This window comes from Lentzea sp. NPDC058450, assembly GCF_042721395.1.
Lineage (GTDB): Bacteria > Actinomycetota > Actinomycetes > Mycobacteriales > Pseudonocardiaceae > Lentzea.
Genome location: NZ_JBHXLO010000035.1, coordinates 20,740 through 37,497, shown reverse-complemented (window position 1 = coordinate 37,497; position 16,758 = coordinate 20,740). Strand labels below are relative to the sequence as shown.

Genomic DNA, 16,758 nt, shown 5'->3' with positions numbered 1-16,758 from the left:
GGCACAATGTCCAGGACGCTTCTTCGCCGTGTGAGCGCCGCGATCGCGCTGACCGCCGCCGCCGTGGCGTTCGCCGGCACGGGGACCTCGTCCGCGGCCGTCACGTACGACCTGATCCGCAACTCCAACAGCGCCAAGTGTCTCGACGTCGCCGACGGCAGCCGCGACAACAAGGCCGCGATCGCCCAGTACACCTGCAACGCGTCGAAGACCCACCAGCTGTGGACGATCGAGCAGGTCGGCGACGGCAGCGGTGCCGTGCGGATCAAGGCGGCGCACAGCGGCAAGTGCATCGACATCTGGGACTCGAGCCAGGACCCGACCGCCGACGCCACGCAGTACACCTGCAGCGCCACCAAGTACAACCAGCAGTTCCTGGTCGAGACCACGGCGACCGGCACCATGAAGCTCCGTGCGCGTCACAGCGGCCTCTGCCTCGAGATCTCCGGTCGCGACTTCAACAACAAGTCGAAGCTGCACCAGAACACGTGCATCACCCACCGCGCCCAGGAGTTCACCATCGGCTGACCACTCCTCCGCAGCGGCTTGTGCCTCCGGCAAGAGGCACAAGCCGCCTTTTCGGTGTTCGGCTCGTAGGCTGTCGGGCACTGGTGGCGAACGGGAGGTCGAACGGTGGCAGGCGAGACGGTGACCGCGCTGATGGCCGAACTGGCCGCGCTCGACGACCCGAAGATGCGCGCGGTCAACGAGAAGCACGGCGACGACCACGGCGTGAACCTCACCAAGCTCCGCGCCATCGCCAAGCGGCTCAAGACCCAGCAGGACCTCGCCGTCGAACTCTGGGCCACCGGCGACACGGCCGCGCGGCTGCTGGCGTTGCTGATCAACCGCCCCAAGGCGTTCTCGCAGGACGAGCTGGACGCGATGCTGCGCGAGGCCGTGCGTCCCAAGGTGCACGACTGGCTCGTCAACTACGTGGTCAAGAAGTCCCCGCACACCGAGGCGTTGCGCGTGCTGTGGTTCGCCGACGACGATCCGGTGGTCGCGAGCGCGGGCTGGGCGCTGACGGTCGACCGGGTGGCGAAGCAGCCGGAGGGACTCGACCTCGACGGACTGCTCGACCGGATCGAGAAGGACATGAAGGACGCGCCGCAGCGGTTGCAGTGGGCGATGAACCACTGCCTGGCGCAGATCGGGATCGAGCACCCGGCGTTGCGGGCGCGGGCGGTGGAGATCGGCGAACGCCTCGAGGTGCTGAAGGACTACCCGACGCCACCGGGGTGCACGTCGCCGTTCGCGCCGATCTGGATCGACGAGATGGTGAAACGCAAGGCTTAAAGCCAGCCGCGTTCCCGGGCCGTGTTGGCCGCCTCCGAACGGTTGCGCGCCCCCAGCTTGGCCATCGCCGTCGACAGGTAGTTCCGCACGGTCCCCTCGGCGAGGTTGAGCCGGGCCGCGATGTCCGCGTTGCTCGCCCCGGTCGTCACCTCCTGCAACAGCTCGCGTTCCCGCGGCGTCAACGGGTCCGCGCTGTCCCACGCGGCCATCGCGAGCTCCGGCGCCACGACCCGTTCGCCCGCGTGGACCCGCCGCAACGCCGACACCAGCTCGGCGATCGGCGCGTCCTTCAGCACGTACCCCGCCACCCCGGCGTCCATCGCCCGCCGCAGGTACCCGCTGCGCGCGAACGTCGTGATGATCAGAACCCGCGTCCGGTCTCCTCGTGCGGCAAGTTCCACGGCCACGTCGAGGCCGGTGCGCCGGGGCATCTCGATGTCGGTCAGCAGCACGTCCGGCCGGTGTTCCGCCACGGCGGCGAGGGCCTCGTCACCGTCCCCCGCCGTCGCGACGACCGCGACGTCCGGCTGCAGGTCCAGCAACTGTGCGAACGCTCCGCGCACCATCGCCTGGTCCTCCGCCAGCACGACCCTGATCACGTGGCCACCTTCAGCGGGACGGCGATGGTGACGGTGGTGCCGGCCGAGGCGGTGCGCGCCACCAGGCCGCCGAGTGCGGCGATCCGTTCGCGCATGCCCGTCAGGCCGTTGCCCTCCGGCGCGTGGCCGCCGACGCCGTCGTCGGCCACCACCAGCCGCAGTTCGCCGTCGCGGGCCTCGATGCCGATGTGGCACGTCCGGGCGCGGGCGTGCCGGGCCACGTTCGTGACGGCCTCCCGCAACGCCAGCGCGAGCTCGTGCTCGGTCGAGCCGACGATCACCAGGTCCGGGTCGCGGCGCACGACGACCTCCACGCCCAGGCTCGCCAGCGCGGTCCGCGCGGCCTCCAGCTCGGTGTCGAGCGACGCGGTGCGCCACCCGCTGACGGCGTCGCGGATCTCGCCCAGCGCCGCCCGCGCGGTCCGTTCGATCTCGGCCGCCTCGTCCTGCGCCCTGCCGGGATCCGCCGCCACGAGCTGGGCCCGCACGATGATCGCGGTCAGCGTGTGGCCGAGCAGGTCGTGCAGGTCGCGGGCGATGCGTTCGCGTTCGGCGAGGGTGGCGAGGTGCTCGATCCGGGCGCTGCGGATGCGCAGGTCCGACCGCTCGCGTTCGCGTTCCGACCAGTCGACCTGCACGACGCCGATCAGCCACAGGAAGATCAGCGACGGCAGCAGGCCCCAGATCCGGTACGGCAGCTCGACCGTCGACACCACGCCGAACAGGCAGATCAACGCCGTCAGCACGACGAACCACCGCATCGCCACCCGCCGCGACTCCGCGAGGCCCGCGAACACCCCCGCGTAGACGAACAGCACGGCGGCGCCGGTGTTGAACGGCGTGACCAGCGCGCCGAGCACCACCGTCGGCACCAGGCACCGCCAGCGGATCAGCTCAGGGCGGTGCCACGCCAGCACGTACATCGGGACGAAGGCCACGACCACGACGGCGACGAGCGCCCAGTCCACCCAGTCCGTGGCCGGGTCGAAGATCGGTGCCCACAGCAGGTTCCCCAGGTAGATCAGGTGCACCCAGCGCGAGAATCCCACGACGTTTCTCATGACCGGGCATGACGATACGACACGCCCGCGGCCACCGCAGCCACCGCGGTGAAAGCCAGCAGCACCAGCACGTGCGTGAGCACCGGAACGCCGTTGAGCTGCGCACGGGCCAGTTCGGACAGGTGGTAGTTCGGCAGGAACACCGCGATGTCGCGGAAGAACGACGGCATGATGTCGAGCGGCATCCACAGTCCGGACACGACGGACGTCGGGATCATGATCGCGTTCAGGATGGCCGCCCCCGCGCCCGCCTTGACCTGGAACCCGATCGCGAGACTCACCAGCGCGAACGGCAGCGAGCCCACCACCAGCACGACGCCCAGCCACAGCAACGAGAGCGCCGGCGCGTTCAACGCCCCGGTCAGCGCCGCCGTCGCCGTCATCGCGACCAGAACCCCGGCCGCGTAAGGCAACGCCGCCACCACTTTCGCCGCCAGCGTCACGCCGATCGGCACCGACGACACCTGCTTCGCCCGCAGCCAGCCGCGTTCCCGGTCGGCCGCGACGCCGAGACCGGGGTTCATCAGCACCACCGAGATCACGCCGAACGTGCCGAACGTGGCGATCATCTGCGTGCCCGCCGACAGCCCGCCGTTGCTGAACTTCCCGAACAACGACACGAAGAGCGCGAAGAACGCCACCGGCATGACCACCGAGAAGAACAGGGCGGCGGGTTCGCGGACGATACCCCTCAGCTCGTCCGCGACCTCCACCCCGAAGACCTGCCTGGTCATGCCGCGCCCCTCTCGATCAGTCCCGCCACCGCTTCCTCCAGACCGGCACCCTCGACCCGCAGGTCGCTGAGTCCGGGGTCCTCCACGAGCAGCACCCGCAGCAGCGCTTCCGGCGTGCGGGTGCCGAGGTGCACGTGCTCGCCCTCGGTGCGCAGCGACACGACACCCGGCAACGCTTGGAGCTGCTCCAAGCCCAGCCCCGTCCGGGCGATGACCGTGCGGTCGGGCAGCCGGGCGACCAGCTCGTCGGGCGTGCCGTGCGCCACCACCCGGCCGCGGTCGAGCACGACGACGCGATCCGCGACGGCCGACGACTCCTCGATGAGGTGCGTGGTGAGCAGCACGCCGACACCGCGCTCACGCCGTTCGGCGAGGATCTGCCAGAACCGCTTGCGCGCCGGCACGTCGAGCCCCGCCGTCGGTTCGTCCAGGACCAGCAGCCTCGGGTCGCCGACCAGCGCCATCGCGAGCTGCAGCCGTTGCTTCTGCCCGCCCGACAGCTTCACCGCACGCCGTCCGGCGAGGTCGGTGAGGTCGAGCTCGGCCATCACCGGACCGGCCGCCGACCGGGGCTTGCCCGCGCGCACCGCGGCCCCCGTGACCAGTTCGGACACCTTCAACGTGGTCGGGAACCCCAGCGACTGCTGCACCACCCCGAGCTGCCGCCGCGTCGCCGCGACCCGCGGGTCCCGTCCTCCGACGCGCACCGACTCGCCGTGGTGCGGCAGCAGTCCGACGATCTGGTTCACCAGCGTCGTCTTGCCCGCGCCGTTCGGCCCGAGCAACGCCACGCACTCCCCCGCGCCGACGTCGAGATCGACACCGTCCAACGCTTTCGTGGCGCCGTAGCTGTGTCGCGCCCCTCTGACTTCGAGCACCGTTTCCATGCCTCAAAGCCTGGTCGGAGCGGCCTCCGCGCAGTAGTGAGGCAGCGTCACGACGTCCGGATGACAAATGTCATTCGGGACGGACGGCCTGGGCCCTCGGGTACTTGCGGCCGGGCATCGGGGCGGGCGAGCCGGTGAACGACACGGGCGTGCCGGCGAGCAGCAACGTCAGGCCGTTCGGCAGCTCGTCGCGCGAGACGAACCACGAGCTGCCGCGGCTGTCCGTGATGAACCCGTGCGCCTGCCCGGTCTTCCAGCTGGCGACCGTCCCCTTGCGCCGGCCGCGCGGTGCCCCGACCGGCGACGCGACGGCCTGCGACGACCGCACGAACGCCCGCCTGAGCGGGTAGCCGGCCTCGTCACCGGGCGCGAACAGCGAGTCGAAGCCGGGCGTGAACGGGGTCGCGGCCCGCAGCGGCGCGGCCGTGCGCGGAGTCCACGCGGGAGGCTTCTGGATCGTCTGGATGTCGACCACCGGCACGATCACGTGCACGCCGCGTTCGGTGAGGCGCTGGGCCAGCGGCGCGAAGTCCGAGTCGCCGGTCAGCAGGACGACCCACTGCAGCGGCACGGTCATCGCCCGGTCCCACGCCTCCAGCGCGAGCAGGACGTCGACGCCCTTCTCCTTGCCGTTGTGCAACGGCAGGTCGTGCCGCGTGATGCCGGCGGCGGCCAGCGCCCGGTCGAACGACTCCGCCGGGGTGTCGATGCGGCCGCGGACGTAGTGCGCCTCGGCGACCACGCACTCGTCCAGCGGACGACCCGTCTCCTGGTGGACGTACCACCGCAACGCGTCGTGCAGGCCGTCGAGGGAGACACGCGCACCCCTGGGGTGCGCGGTGGCGTAGAAATCGCTCAGGTAGGCGAACCACGTGCCGTCGTAGAACACTCCGATCCGGACGGTCTCACCCACCGGTCGAGATTACTACTTCCTCTCGAAGGTGGAGTGACCAGGCGCGACCGGGAGCTCCAGCAGCTGGTTCGCGACGTCCAGGAACTCACCGCCGCACTGCCACATCGCCAGGTCGGGGTCCACGACGAACGGATCGGTGGGGTTCGCGTTCTGCTCGGCCACGCGGTAGGCCAGTGCCTCGGACTCCGAGTACGCGAGCACCGTCTCGTTGGTGCCTCGCCACACCCGTCTGAACATCACGGCGTTGACGCAGGTGAAGTGATCACGCACGACCGTCCGCTTGAACCCGCGACGCAGCAACAACTTCATGCATTCCTCGACGCTGCTCACAGTCGTCGATCCTGCCTGCGCGCAGCCGTGCACCCCACCGTGTATCACTCGATAGGGTCAAAACTTTCGGGCACGTGCACAACGGAGGCGTCCCTCTTTCGTGCAGAGAACCAGACCGGAACGGGCTATCGCCTACACCCATCGGATGCGCAAGCCTCTGGCGGGTGGTCGACATCCCCGCCCCGAAGCCGGACGCCCCGCTCTACGACCGTGCCGCGACGCAGATCCCGCGCATCGCCGAGAAGGTGCTGGAGGCGTTCTTCGCGCGTTCCGCGACCTACCGGCAGCTGCCGCACCAGCTGGTGGACCGCGAGATCACCGAGGCCGTGACCAGGCACCTGCAGGTGTTCCTGCGCTCGTTGCGGGAACAGCGGCCACCCGCGCCGGAGGAGCTGGACATGCAGATCGCCACCGCCGTGCGGCGCGCTCAGCAGGGCGTTCCGCTCGACATCGTGCTCAGCACGTACCACGTGGCGGCGACCGTGGGCTGGGAGGCGATGGCCGCCGTGGCCGAGCCGGACGAGATCCCCGATCTGTTGGCCACCGTGCCCGCGCTGCTGCGGTACCTGAGCGTCGCGGTGCCCGCCGTCGCCGGGTCGTACCTCGGTGAGCAGCAGGCCCTGCACGCCGAACGCCGGGAAGCCGGCCGTGCGCTGGTCGCCGCGTTGCTGACCGGCCGGGAGGCCGAGCCGCTCGCCGAACGGATCGGGCTGGAGCTGTCCGCGCACCACGTCGTCGTCGCCGTACGGGTCGACGCGCCTTCCGTTGCCGATGGCGCCGACGCACGGTTGGCCGTTCATGGGCTCGTGCGACGCCTGCGGGCCGAACTGCCCAAGCACGCCCTCTCGGCGTTGGATCAAGACGGCGGCACCGTGCTCCTACCTACTACGGCCGACGCCGTGGACCTGGAGATGGACGCGGCCGCCGACCTGGTCCGCACCCTCCTCACCGCCGCGGGCACCGCCCTGACCGGCGGCATCGCGGCGGCGGAGAGCCGTGAGGAGATCCCGGCGGCGGCCCGGCAGGCGGCGGACATCGCCGAGCTGGCTCAACGGCTGGGTCGCGCGCCCGGCGCGTACGTGCTGGACGACGTGCTGCTGGAGTACCAGCTCTGCCGCCCCGGCCCAGGCCGCAAACGCTTGGCGCGCGTGATGGACAGCCTGTCCGAACACCCCGACCTGCTGCACACGCTGCGGGTGTTCATCAACAGCGACCACAACCGCCACCGCACGGCCGACGAGCTGCACCTGCACCGCAACACGCTGAACTACCGGCTGCGCCGCGTCGCCGAGCTCACCGGCTACAACCCGGCCGACCCCACCGACATCAGGCTGCTCTCGGCGTCGTTGATCGTGCACGACCTGCGCGCCTGAAAAGGCTTCGACAGCGCTCCTGGGACTCGGCACAGTGGATGCCCGTGACGAGCAGCGAACTGTGGAGCCGTGCGACCGCCGACCGCTACGACGCCGAGGAGACCGAAGCGTTCTCGACCGCCGTGCTCGGGCCGACGGTCGCCTTCCTCGCCGAGCTCGCCGGAGACGGCCGGGCGCTGGAGTTCGCCATCGGCACCGGACGGGTGGGCATCGCACTCCGGGAGAGCGGCGTGCCGGTGGCGGGCATCGAACTGTCCGAGCACATGGCCGCGGTGCTGCGGCGCAAGATCGACGAGGACGCGCTCCCGGTGGTCATCGGGGACATGGCGACCACCGTCGTTCCCGGCGAGTTCACCCTGGTCTACCTCGTCTACAACACCATCACGAACCTGCTCACCCAGGACGAGCAGGTCGAGTGCTTCCGCAACGCCGCGCGGCATCTGGAGCCCGGTGGCCGGTTCGTCATCGAACTGGGCGTGCCGCCGCTGCGGTTCCTGCCGCCGGGCCAGGTCGCGGTGCCGTTCGACGTCTCGGAGCACCACCTCGGCTTCGACACCTTCGACCTGGTAGAGCAGGTTCTGGTGTCGCACCACTTCACCCGCGACGGCGACGGTCAGTACCGCCGCTCCAACTCCCGGCACCGGTACGCCTGGCCGGCGGAGCTCGACCTGATGGCGCGGATCGCCGGGCTCGAGCTGGAACGTCGCGTCGAGAACTGGGACGGGGCTCCGTTCACCCAGGACTCCGCGAAGCACGTCTCGGTGTGGCGCAAGCCGGTCTGAGGTCCACCTGAAACGGTTATAAGGCGAGCGCACCGGAGTGCGCTCGCCTAGAGGGCCGTCAGGGATGTCAGTCGCCGTGCGGGTTCTGGACCGAGACGTGGACGTGGTCGTAGTGACCGGCCGTCACGCCACCGACGTTGTAGTTGCGCCAGCCCTCGGACGCGCGGGCGACGCTCCAGATCTTGCCCTGCCAGATGACGTACCGGACGTCGAGCTTCGAGGCGTGCTTCTGCAGCCAGTAGGCGAGCTTCCAGCCCTGCGCCTTCTGCGCCTCGGTCGGGTAGGTGCCGATCGCGTTGGAGATCGTGCAGTCGAGCGCGTTGCCCGTGTTGTGGTTGCTCGTCGACGACTCGTAGCTGCGGTAGTCGCCCACCCAGCACTGCTTCTCACCGGTCTTCGAGGCGATCTGGTCGTCGATGAACTGCGTGCGCTTCGTCGCCTGCGGCGCGCGGGCCGTGGCCGACGGGTGCGGGTTCGTCTCGGGCGTGGGGTAGGTGCCCGGCGACGGGTCGGGGTCGTTGCCGGCGTCACCGATGCGGTGCGAGGCGTTCTCGTTCTTGAGCTCCGCCTTCAGGTTGCCCTTCGCACCGGCGGCGAACGTCTGCTTCGCGCCGCCGTAGTTGCTGTTGTAGAACACGGTGACGGCCTTGGTGGTCTTGTTCCAGACCGACGCGGCGTTGTTCTTGACGCAGACGCCCTGGCCGTTGCCCGCGCTCTTGAACTCGTAGCAGCTCGGCTGCGCGTCGCCGTAGTCCGCGACCGAGTCGGCGAAGTCCGACACCGATCCGGCCTGGTCGCTGTTGTAGAACAGGCAGAACTCGCCCGTCTCGCAGGACCCGTTCCGGTCCGTCGCCGCGTTCGCGACGCCCGCCCCGAACGACGCGCTCACCAGCGCGCCCATCAACGCCACAAAAGTCATTTTCTTCAGCACGGAACCGAGGATTGCGAGGCGCGCTGACATCCCGCTGACACCGGCAGCCACCGATCTGTCAGGGCGGCTATTCGCAGGCCACGCCGTCTCCGTCGCGGTCGAGCGCGGCACGGTAACCCGCCTGACCTCGGTGAAGCGGTGCGGCACCGGCCGCCTTGGCCGCAGCGCAGTTCGCGTAGTACGCGGGCGCGGGCGCCGGTGGTGCGGGCGCGGGTTCCGGCTGCGGCACGACGGGCTGTGGCGCGGGCGGTGCCACGACCGGCGCCGCCTTCACGTCGAGCCCGCCGCACGACGGCCCCCAGAACCCGGTGGCCGCGGCCTTGGCCGTCGCCTGCGCGGTCTGGACGGCCGCCTCCGCCCCGTCCATCGCCCGTGCGACGCCCTGGCTCGCCGCGAGCACCGCGTAGTTCGTCCCGTCCAGCAGCACCAGGCTCGACGACGCCACCTGCACCGGCTTGCCCACCAGCGTCTTCGTCGCGAAGTCGGTGGCCGACGCCGCCCAGCATTCGCCCGGCTGAGCAAGTCCGGACACCAACACCTTGGTGCCGTTGGACAACATCACCGTCCGGCCGTCCACAACGGACTCCACCGTCACCGGCGGCGGGGTGGTCGTCGTCGTGGTGGTGGTCGTGGTCGTCGTGGCGGACGACGAGGAGACGCCGACGGCAAGCGGGGCAGGTTCCGCAGTGCCACAAGCGGACACCACGAGCACGACCCCGGCCGCGAGCGCGGCTCCCTTCGACAGCTGCGTGAAAACGGTCATGGCCGCGACATCGCAACCTCGGCAACACGTTGTTACACAAGTCCATTCGACTGCGCATAAAGCGCCGCCTGGGTGCGATCGCGGAGCCCGAGCCGGCCGAGGATGCGCGAGATGTGGTTCTTCACCGTGCCTTCGGACAGGTGCAGCCGGTCGGCGATCTCCCGGTTCGTCGCACCGGACGCGACGAGCCGCAGCACCTCGACCTCCCGCACGGTCAACGGCTCGCGGTCGCCGGTCCGGTCCAGAGCCGCCGCCAGCCGGGCCGCCGCGGCCGGGTCGAACTGGGCCACGCCGGCGGCGGCGAGCTTCACCGCGGCCGCGAGTTCCTGCGAGGGCAGGTCCTTCAGCAGGTAGCCGGTGGCGCCCGCGCGCAACGAGCGCACCACGTAGTCCTCGTCGTCGAACGTCGTCAGCATGACCACGCGGCACGACGGCGCGCGGCGGCGGATCAGCGCCACCGCCTCGACGCCGTCCACGCCGGGCATCCGCACGTCCATCAGCACCACGTCCGGGGCCAGGACCACCGCCTGTTCCACGGCCTCGTGCCCGTCGGCGGCGGTGCCCACGACCTCGATGCCGGGTTGGAGCCCGAGCAACGACGCGATGCCCTCGCGGATCAGCCGCTGGTCGTCGACGACCAGCACGCGCGTCACGCCGGCCCCGGGATCGTCACGGTCAGCACCGTTCCGGCCGGTGAGCTGGCCAGGTCGACGCGCCCGCCCGCGAGCGCCACCCGTTCCCTCATCCCGAGCAACCCGAACCCCTCCGCCGCCGCGCCCATGCCCCGTCCATCATCGGCCACGGTCAGCTCGGCGCGCTCGGCGTCCAGCTCCACCGCGACCCGGATCTGCGACGCGGCGGCGTGCCGGCGGGCGTTGGTGATGCCCTCCTGCGCCGCCCGGTACAGGGCGTGCAACGCGCTCGCGCCGAAGGAGTCCGGCGAACCGCTGACCGTCAGCGTCACGTCGCCGGCCGCCAGTTCCTCCAGAGCGGACGGCAGCGAGAACGACCGCAGCGACCTGACCGACTCGCGCACCTCGGCCAACGCCCGCCGCGCCGACCGCGAGGCGTCCAGCACGGCGGCGGCGGACGTCTCCGGCGAACGGTCGTGGAACGCGGTGGCCTTCTCCAGCTGCACCACGATCGCGGTCAGGTGGTGGCCGAGGTCGTCGTGCAGGTCCCGCGCGACCCGCGCCCGTTCCGCCGCCGCCGACAGCTCGGCGATCGTCCGCTGCGACTCCTGCAGGCGGACACGCCCGTCCCGTTCCCGCACGGCCACCGCCGCCATCGTCAGCGTGAGCACCAGCCCGACCACGAACATCACCAGGTCGGACGTCTGCTCGAGGTGCGCGTACCAGTCCGGCGTGCTCACCACCGCGACGGCCAGACACGCCGACGCCAACGCGATCGCCACCGGCAGCCCGAACGCGAAGTAGGCCGTGAAAGGCACCAGCAGCAACAACAACCGCGCCAGCCCGGAACCGTCCACAAAGGCCAGTCCGACGTACAGCCCCGTCCGCAGCGCCAGCAACCCCGCCGCCACCCGCTGAGGCGTGCGCACCGGATACGACCGGAACTCGGCGACGTCCACGGCCACCAGCAGCGAGATCCCGCCGACCAGCCACGGCAGCCGGGTGTCGCCGAGCCCGGACGCCCAGGCGTACACCCCCGCGACCAGCACGGCGGCGCACAGCACCGGCGACACCCAGAACGCCGGCCGCGAAGTGTTCATGCCGCTCAGGCTAGTGCCGGACGGGCGGACCAGACCGTCAGCGACAGCCACACCAGCACCGCCGCGCACGCCACGTGCACCAGCGCGGACACCGGCGTGTCCGGCAGCACCGCGAACACCGCCAGCAGCACGAACCCGATCCCGTACCCCCACGAGGGCACCACCGGGAACACCCGCGCCCGCACCAGCGACACCCCGAACAGCACGCTCCCGAGCACGAACACCAACGACCCGGCCTTCAACACCACAGCCGTCACCGGCGCCACCGGCCCGCTCGAAAAGAAGATCACCAGGTTCAACGCGAACGCCACCCCGGTGAACACCCCGAGCCCCAGCATGTTCGCGGCGAACGCGAACGCCCCGAACCGTCCCGACGCGTGCGCCTGATGCCCGTGCAACGCGAGCACGGCCGGTGCCCCGAAGGCCGTGCCCAACCCGATCACCGCACTGGTGAACGCCGTCTCGCCGGTGAAGGCCTCGACGGCCCCCGGCACCCCGATCGACAGGGCGAGCACGATCCCGCACACAGCCCCGAACCTCGGCAAGAAGATCCTGTTGTCCGTCACGCCACCGAAACTACGAAGGCACCTCAGGTGCCCAGAAGTCCCGACCGGCCAAGACGAACGGCAGAGGTCATGCCGTCAGGGGTGCCGTTCGGCACGTGCCTCCAGGAACGCCGCGAGGCGCTGCACACCCTCGGTCAGGTGCTCCGGCGACGCCGCCAGCGACAGTCGCACGTACCCCTCCCCCGACAGCCCGAACGCGGTCCCCGGCGCCACCGCCACCCGGTGCTCGGCCAGCAACCCGAGCGCGAAGTCCCGCGCCGCACCGGGACTGGAGTTGCGGATGTCGACCCAGCCGTAGAACGGCACCGGCCGGCGTCGGCATGACCAGCCCCGCCGACTTCGCCAGCTGCGTCACGAGATCACGGCGTTCGCGGTAGCACGCCAGCATGTGCGCGACGCAGTCCTGCGGCCCGCTCAGCGCGGCGAACGCGGCGTGCTGCGTCGGCGCGTTGACGCACGCGACGATCGTCTCCTGCACCTTGGTGATCGTCGCGGCCACCGTGCGCGGCACGACGAGGTACCCGATCCGCCAGCCCGTCATCGCGTACGTCTTGGAGAAGCTGTAGACGGCGATCGTGCGTTCCGGCGCGAACAACGCCGGACTGGTGCACGGCGCGTCGAACACGATCTCGTCGTAGCACTCGTCGGAGATCAGCCAGAGGTCGTGCCGCCGCGCGAACTCCGCCAGCGCCTCGATCCGCTCCCGGTCGGCGACCGTGCCGATCGGGTTGGACGGCGAGTTGACCACCAGCACCTTGGTGCGCGGCGTGACGAGACGTTCCAACGTGTCCAGGTCGGGCTGGAACCCGCCGGCCGCCGCCAGCGGGTAGTGCACGGCGGAAAGCCCTTGGAGCTGGGCCATCATCACGTAGTTGGGCCACGCCGGATCCGGCAGCAGCACCTCGTCGCCGGGTGCCGCCAACGCGGCCAGCGCGGCGTAGATGCCCTGCGTGGCGCCCTGGCTGACGAATACCTGACCAGGCTCGACCTCGAAGCCGTTGCGCCGCAACACCTTCTCGGCCAGCGCCTCGCGCAGGAACGGCAGCCCGGTGTTCGGCACGTAGTGCGTGGCACCGTCCGAGGCCGCTCGCAGCCCGGCCTCGACGACGTGCGGCGGCGTCGCGAAGTCGGGGTCGCCGATCTCCAGCCGGATCACGTCGGGGCGCCCGAACGCCAGGTCCATCACCTCGCGGATGCCGGAGGCGGGCAGGGACGACGCCAGCGGGTTCACCCGGCGGCTCCTTCCTGGGTGCGGCGGCGGATCGCGGGACCGAGCAGGAGCTGGCCGCAGGCCGCGGCCAGGCACAGACCGAGACAGGTGAGCCACAGCACCGGCGCGCCGTGGACCAGCAGCTGCGTACCGCCCAACGGCGCGGCGAACGCGGCGACGCCCCAGGCCGTGCCGTAGACGCCGTTGTAGCGTCCGCGCAGGTGAGCGGGCGCGAGATCGGCCACCAGGGCGACCCCGACCGAGTGGATGATGATCTCGCCCAGCGTCCAGACGACCACGCACACCGCGTACGCCCAGGTCGTGGACGCGAAAGTCATCGCGCCGTACCCGAGGCCGAGCACGGTGATGCCCGCCGCGAGCGTCCGCGACCGGTCGAGACCGCCGAGCCGATGGCCGATGAACGGCTGCATCACGACGATCGCGATGCCGTTGATCGCCATCACGATGCCGTACGAGGCCGTCGACAGCCCGTCTGCGTTCATCGCCAACGGAAGCGTGGCGAGGCACTGCAGGAACGCGAACCCCGCGATCAGCGTGATCACGAAGACCGCGAGCATCGCCCGGTCCCGCAGCACTTCGGCGAAACTGCCGGGCTCGGCGTCCTCGGCCACGACCCGCGACCCGGTCTCCGGGATCGCGCGCCACACCAGCAGTCCGAAGAGGACACAGGCGGCGGCGTTGGCCCAGAACAACGTGCTGAACCCTGCCTTGGCCATCGTGCCGCCGAGCACCATGGCGACCGAGAAGCCCAGGTTCACCGCCCACAGCAGCAACCCGAACGCGCGGGTGCGTTCCGCGGCCGGCACGAGGTCGGCGACGATCGCCTGGGAGGCCGGGCGGAACGCGTCGATCGCGAGGCCCAGCACCGCCGAGCACACCACGATCGCGGTGAGGCTCTCGGCGTACCCGAGGGCGAGCATCGTCGCGCCGGTGACCAGCATACCGCCGGTCAGCGTGGCGCGACGGCCGATCCGGTCGGCCAGGATCCCGCCGATGAGCTGCGAGAACATCTGGCCGACGCCCACCACGGCGAGCACCACGCCCGCCGTGGTGACCGGCAGTCCCCTGCCGCTGGTCAGGTAGAGCGACAGGAACGGCAGCACCATCGTGCCGAGCCTGTTGACCAGGGTGCCGGTCCAGAGGAACCAGAACGCCCTGGGCAGCCCGCCCAGTCTGGTGTGGACGAACTCAGCTGTTGCCGTCACCGCTCGATCCCTTGAAGGAACTGAAGGACTTGGTCAGCGCGCGCACGGTCTCGTCCGGCCCGACGAGCCCGACGGCGATGACGTCGAGCTCCTCCGTGCCGGACTTCCCGACCAGCTCGACGTAGGAGTCGAAGCTGTTGCTCAGTCCCCTGCCCGCGCTGCTGAACACCGCGTTCGGCACACCCGCCTCGGTGGCGGCGCCGATCAGCTTCGTGACCTGGCCCGGCCGTCCGGTGAGGATCACCGTGTTGAACCGGATGCCCGCGTGCCGCACACCATCGGCATCGACGACGCCCTTGCCCTCGAACAGGTCCGGCTCCAGGAGCGCGAGCTGGCCCGTCAGGATCGCGGCGGCGTTGGCCACGGCGGCGGGGTCGAGCGTCTTGTGCACCACGATGGCGGCACGGAGCAGGTCGGTCACACTTGATCCTTTCGGCGGAACACCACGAACCCCATCGGCGTGCCCGCGGACAACACCTTGACGGTGCGCAAACCGTAGTGGTCAGCCGAGGTCTGGTTCGTCACGGCGCCCGCCGGTCCGTCGTGCTCCACGGCTTCGCGGCAGGCCGCGCTGTTCGACGAGGAGTGCACGGCCCTGGCCACGCCGAGCGTCTCGACGAGCGTGCGCGTGGCCGGGTGGTGGTAGACGACGTCGAGGTCCTGCTCCGGCGTCCCCTCCGGCACGGCGAACACCATGTCCGGCAACGTTCCCAGGAACGTCTCGACCGCGTGCAGCACCGGGTCGAAGAAGAACGTGCGGATCTCGGGGTACGCGGAAGGCACGAGCAGCACGTCGTGCCGTCCCTCCCGCACCCCGTCGGCGGCCAGTTCGAAGGCCGGATACCCGACCACCGATCTGGCGCGGCCGCGAGCCCACTGACGGCCGATCGTCACGCTGCAGGTCAGGCCGGCGGCGTCGTCGGCCAGGGTGGCCACGGAGCCGAACGGCGGTTCGAAGGCGAGTTCCTCGTGGAAGGCGGCAAGTCCTTGAGTCACCTGAAGCGGTCCCCTCAAACAGAATCGGTCAGTTCGTAGAAGCCCGCGCCGTCCAGGTACCTCGTCGTGCCCAGATCGCGCATGACGATCTCGTCCACCTCGTGCATGAAGGTGACGATGATCGGATAGGTCGTGTCGTCCACCGTGCGGCGCAGGTGCTGCCCCGGTTTCGTGAGCTCCCACATCTCGTGGAAGCTCTCCAGCGCCTTGATCTGCTCGATCGCGCGGTAGCTCTTCAGGGTGCCCTCGACCGGTGAGATCAGTGCGGCCCAGGAGTAGTAGCGCTGGATCTCGTAGTCCTCGTCGACCCGCTGCGCGAACCGGTCGGGGCGCAGGCACGCGTCCACCAGCCAGTCGAACTGCGACTCCCCGATCGCGAGCCGCGCGTAGTGCGGCAGGTCGCCGCCGGACAGCCGCGCGCCGACCTCGATCAGGCACGGCCCCTGCGGCGTGAGCTTGAGCTCGACGTGCGCCGCCCCGTGCCGGATGCCGACGGCGTCGAGCACGGCGAACGCGTACTCGACCAGCGCGTCGTGGTGCGGTCCGCGGCGCGGCACCAGGTAGCAGGCGCCGGACAGGTCCGTGATGCCGTTGACCGAGAACCGCTGGCTCTTCCAGATGTCGCAGACGTGGTGGCGTCCGTCGAGGCTCACCGTGTTGACGATGAACTCGGCCCCGACCAGGTACTCCTGCGCGACCACGACGTCGTTGTCCTCGGAGAACAGGTTCTGCCGGCCGGTGATCGCCCGCAGCGCCGCTGTGGCCTGCTCGGGCGTGTCGCAGAACGAGACCCCGTCGCCCCCGGCACTCCGCACGGGCTTGACGACGATCCGTCCGCCCAGGTTCCGGTGCCACTCAGCGAGTTCCTCCGCGTCACCGGTGCGGATCTGCTTCGCCGCCTGGAGCCCCGCGGCCCGGACGGTCTCGACCATGGTCGCCTTGTCCCTGCGCGCCAGGCTGAGAGCGGTTCCATTGCCGGGCACGCCGAGCGCCTCCGCGAGCACGTCGGTGAACGCCACCCCGTACTCGCCGCCCGCGACCACCGCGACCGGGTCGTACCGGCGCAGCACGTCGACGGTCTTCTCCAGGTCGCCGTCGTGCACCACGTTCTCGACGTAGTTCTCCAGCGTCGGCGAGGACGACCGGTACACACCAGGCGCTTCGGGCGCGCTCTGCACCCGGACGCACCGCGCACCGGCGGCGATGAACGCGGGAGCGATGTGCCGTGCGGTCTGCGGCACGCCGTGGTCAGCCGTCTCGTAGGTGTCCACGAGCACGACGAAGTCGTCGTCCAAAGTTGTTGCCCCCACTGGCAATCAGAAGGCGCCGGCCTCCCCAGGCAGCGCCAGCCGCGAA

General features: G+C 70.6%; 20 protein-coding genes and 1 pseudogene. 4 read left to right on the top strand and 17 right to left on the bottom strand.

Features of this window, described 5'->3' with window-relative positions; genetic code table 11:
* The first annotated feature begins 6 nt into the window (after positions 1 to 6).
* Both ACFWNN_RS37575 and ACFWNN_RS37570 read left to right on the top strand, forming a co-directional pair.
* Positions 7 to 528 carry an RICIN domain-containing protein gene (locus ACFWNN_RS37575; protein WP_382444720.1) on the top strand — a complete coding sequence of 174 codons (522 nt, stop codon included), beginning with the start codon at positions 7 to 9 and terminating at the stop codon, positions 526 to 528.
* Positions 529 to 660: 132 nt separating this feature from the next.
* Positions 661 to 1,299 (top strand): DNA alkylation repair protein, encoded by a 639-nt coding sequence (locus ACFWNN_RS37570; protein WP_382444786.1) that lies wholly within the window; start codon positions 661 to 663, stop codon positions 1,297 to 1,299.
* Here ACFWNN_RS37570 and ACFWNN_RS37565 read toward each other — a convergent pair.
* From ACFWNN_RS37565 to ACFWNN_RS37540, 6 genes are all read right to left on the bottom strand, one after another.
* Entirely contained in the window at positions 1,296 to 1,898 is a 603-nt protein-coding gene (locus ACFWNN_RS37565) for a response regulator (protein ID WP_382444719.1), read from the bottom strand. The two genes, ACFWNN_RS37570 and ACFWNN_RS37565, sit on opposite strands and share 4 nt — an antisense overlap.
* Entirely contained in the window at positions 1,895 to 2,959 is a 1,065-nt protein-coding gene (locus ACFWNN_RS37560) for a sensor histidine kinase (RefSeq protein ID WP_382444718.1), read from the bottom strand. The genes ACFWNN_RS37565 and ACFWNN_RS37560 overlap by 4 nt, the downstream gene beginning before the upstream one ends.
* On the bottom strand, positions 2,956 to 3,693 hold the full coding sequence (locus ACFWNN_RS37555) for an ABC transporter permease (protein WP_382444717.1): 738 nt from the start codon (positions 3,691 to 3,693) through the stop codon (positions 2,956 to 2,958). The genes ACFWNN_RS37560 and ACFWNN_RS37555 overlap by 4 nt, the downstream gene beginning before the upstream one ends.
* Positions 3,690 to 4,580, bottom strand: a complete 891-nt coding sequence (locus ACFWNN_RS37550; protein WP_382444716.1) for an ABC transporter ATP-binding protein — start codon at positions 4,578 to 4,580, stop codon at positions 3,690 to 3,692. The genes ACFWNN_RS37555 and ACFWNN_RS37550 overlap by 4 nt, the downstream gene beginning before the upstream one ends.
* A gap of 70 nt (positions 4,581 to 4,650) precedes the next feature.
* Positions 4,651 to 5,493, bottom strand: coding sequence for an NYN domain-containing protein (locus ACFWNN_RS37545; protein ID WP_382444715.1), 843 nt, complete (start codon positions 5,491 to 5,493; stop codon positions 4,651 to 4,653).
* 12 nt (positions 5,494 to 5,505) lie between these two features.
* The gene (locus ACFWNN_RS37540) at positions 5,506 to 5,802 is read right to left on the bottom strand and encodes a hypothetical protein (protein ID WP_382444714.1); all 297 of its coding nucleotides are present in this window, start codon (positions 5,800 to 5,802) and stop codon (positions 5,506 to 5,508) included.
* 185 nt (positions 5,803 to 5,987) lie between these two features.
* Between ACFWNN_RS37540 and ACFWNN_RS37535 the strand changes: the two genes are divergently transcribed.
* Entirely contained in the window at positions 5,988 to 7,196 is a 1,209-nt protein-coding gene (locus tag ACFWNN_RS37535) for a PucR family transcriptional regulator (RefSeq protein ID WP_382444713.1), read from the top strand.
* A 38-nt stretch (positions 7,197 to 7,234) separates the two neighbouring features.
* Positions 7,235 to 7,978: a class I SAM-dependent DNA methyltransferase gene (locus ACFWNN_RS37530; protein ID WP_382444712.1), complete on the top strand. Its 744-nt coding sequence runs from the start codon at positions 7,235 to 7,237 to the stop codon at positions 7,976 to 7,978.
* Between the two features lie 67 nt (positions 7,979 to 8,045).
* Here the strand turns inward: ACFWNN_RS37530 and ACFWNN_RS37525 are convergent, their stop codons facing one another.
* The 11 genes and pseudogenes from ACFWNN_RS37525 to ACFWNN_RS37475 form a co-directional block, all read right to left on the bottom strand.
* The gene (locus ACFWNN_RS37525; RefSeq protein WP_382444711.1) at positions 8,046 to 8,909 is read right to left on the bottom strand and encodes a peptidase inhibitor family I36 protein; all 864 of its coding nucleotides are present in this window, start codon (positions 8,907 to 8,909) and stop codon (positions 8,046 to 8,048) included.
* A gap of 67 nt (positions 8,910 to 8,976) precedes the next feature.
* Complete coding sequence (locus ACFWNN_RS37520; RefSeq protein WP_382444710.1) at positions 8,977 to 9,672, bottom strand: excalibur calcium-binding domain-containing protein; 696 nt, start codon at positions 9,670 to 9,672, stop codon at positions 8,977 to 8,979.
* Positions 9,673 to 9,704: 32 nt separating this feature from the next.
* A complete protein-coding gene (locus ACFWNN_RS37515) occupies positions 9,705 to 10,325 on the bottom strand; it encodes a response regulator (protein ID WP_382444709.1) in 621 nt (206 codons plus the stop codon).
* Positions 10,322 to 11,404, bottom strand: a complete 1,083-nt coding sequence (locus tag ACFWNN_RS37510) for a sensor histidine kinase (protein WP_382444708.1) — start codon at positions 11,402 to 11,404, stop codon at positions 10,322 to 10,324. The genes ACFWNN_RS37515 and ACFWNN_RS37510 overlap by 4 nt, the downstream gene beginning before the upstream one ends.
* A gap of 5 nt (positions 11,405 to 11,409) precedes the next feature.
* On the bottom strand, positions 11,410 to 11,970 hold the full coding sequence (locus ACFWNN_RS37505; RefSeq protein WP_382444707.1) for a hypothetical protein: 561 nt from the start codon (positions 11,968 to 11,970) through the stop codon (positions 11,410 to 11,412).
* Between the two features lie 75 nt (positions 11,971 to 12,045).
* On the bottom strand, positions 12,046 to 12,276 hold the full coding sequence (locus ACFWNN_RS37500; protein WP_382444785.1) for an aminotransferase class I/II-fold pyridoxal phosphate-dependent enzyme: 231 nt from the start codon (positions 12,274 to 12,276) through the stop codon (positions 12,046 to 12,048).
* Between the two features lie 40 nt (positions 12,277 to 12,316).
* Positions 12,317 to 13,153 (bottom strand): annotated as a pseudogene (locus ACFWNN_RS37495) (pyridoxal phosphate-dependent aminotransferase); the annotation flags it as partial.
* Positions 13,154 to 13,197: 44 nt separating this feature from the next.
* The gene (locus ACFWNN_RS37490) at positions 13,198 to 14,406 is read right to left on the bottom strand and encodes an MDR family MFS transporter (protein ID WP_382444706.1); all 1,209 of its coding nucleotides are present in this window, start codon (positions 14,404 to 14,406) and stop codon (positions 13,198 to 13,200) included.
* On the bottom strand, positions 14,390 to 14,827 hold the full coding sequence (locus tag ACFWNN_RS37485) for a DUF2000 family protein (protein WP_382444705.1): 438 nt from the start codon (positions 14,825 to 14,827) through the stop codon (positions 14,390 to 14,392). Before ACFWNN_RS37485 ends, ACFWNN_RS37490 begins: the two co-directional genes overlap by 17 nt.
* Complete coding sequence (locus ACFWNN_RS37480; protein WP_382444704.1) at positions 14,824 to 15,402, bottom strand: hypothetical protein; 579 nt, start codon at positions 15,400 to 15,402, stop codon at positions 14,824 to 14,826. Before ACFWNN_RS37480 ends, ACFWNN_RS37485 begins: the two co-directional genes overlap by 4 nt.
* 14 nt (positions 15,403 to 15,416) lie before the next feature.
* Entirely contained in the window at positions 15,417 to 16,697 is a 1,281-nt protein-coding gene (locus ACFWNN_RS37475; protein WP_382444703.1) for an ATP-grasp domain-containing protein, read from the bottom strand.
* Positions 16,698 to 16,758: the final 61 nt, after the last annotated feature.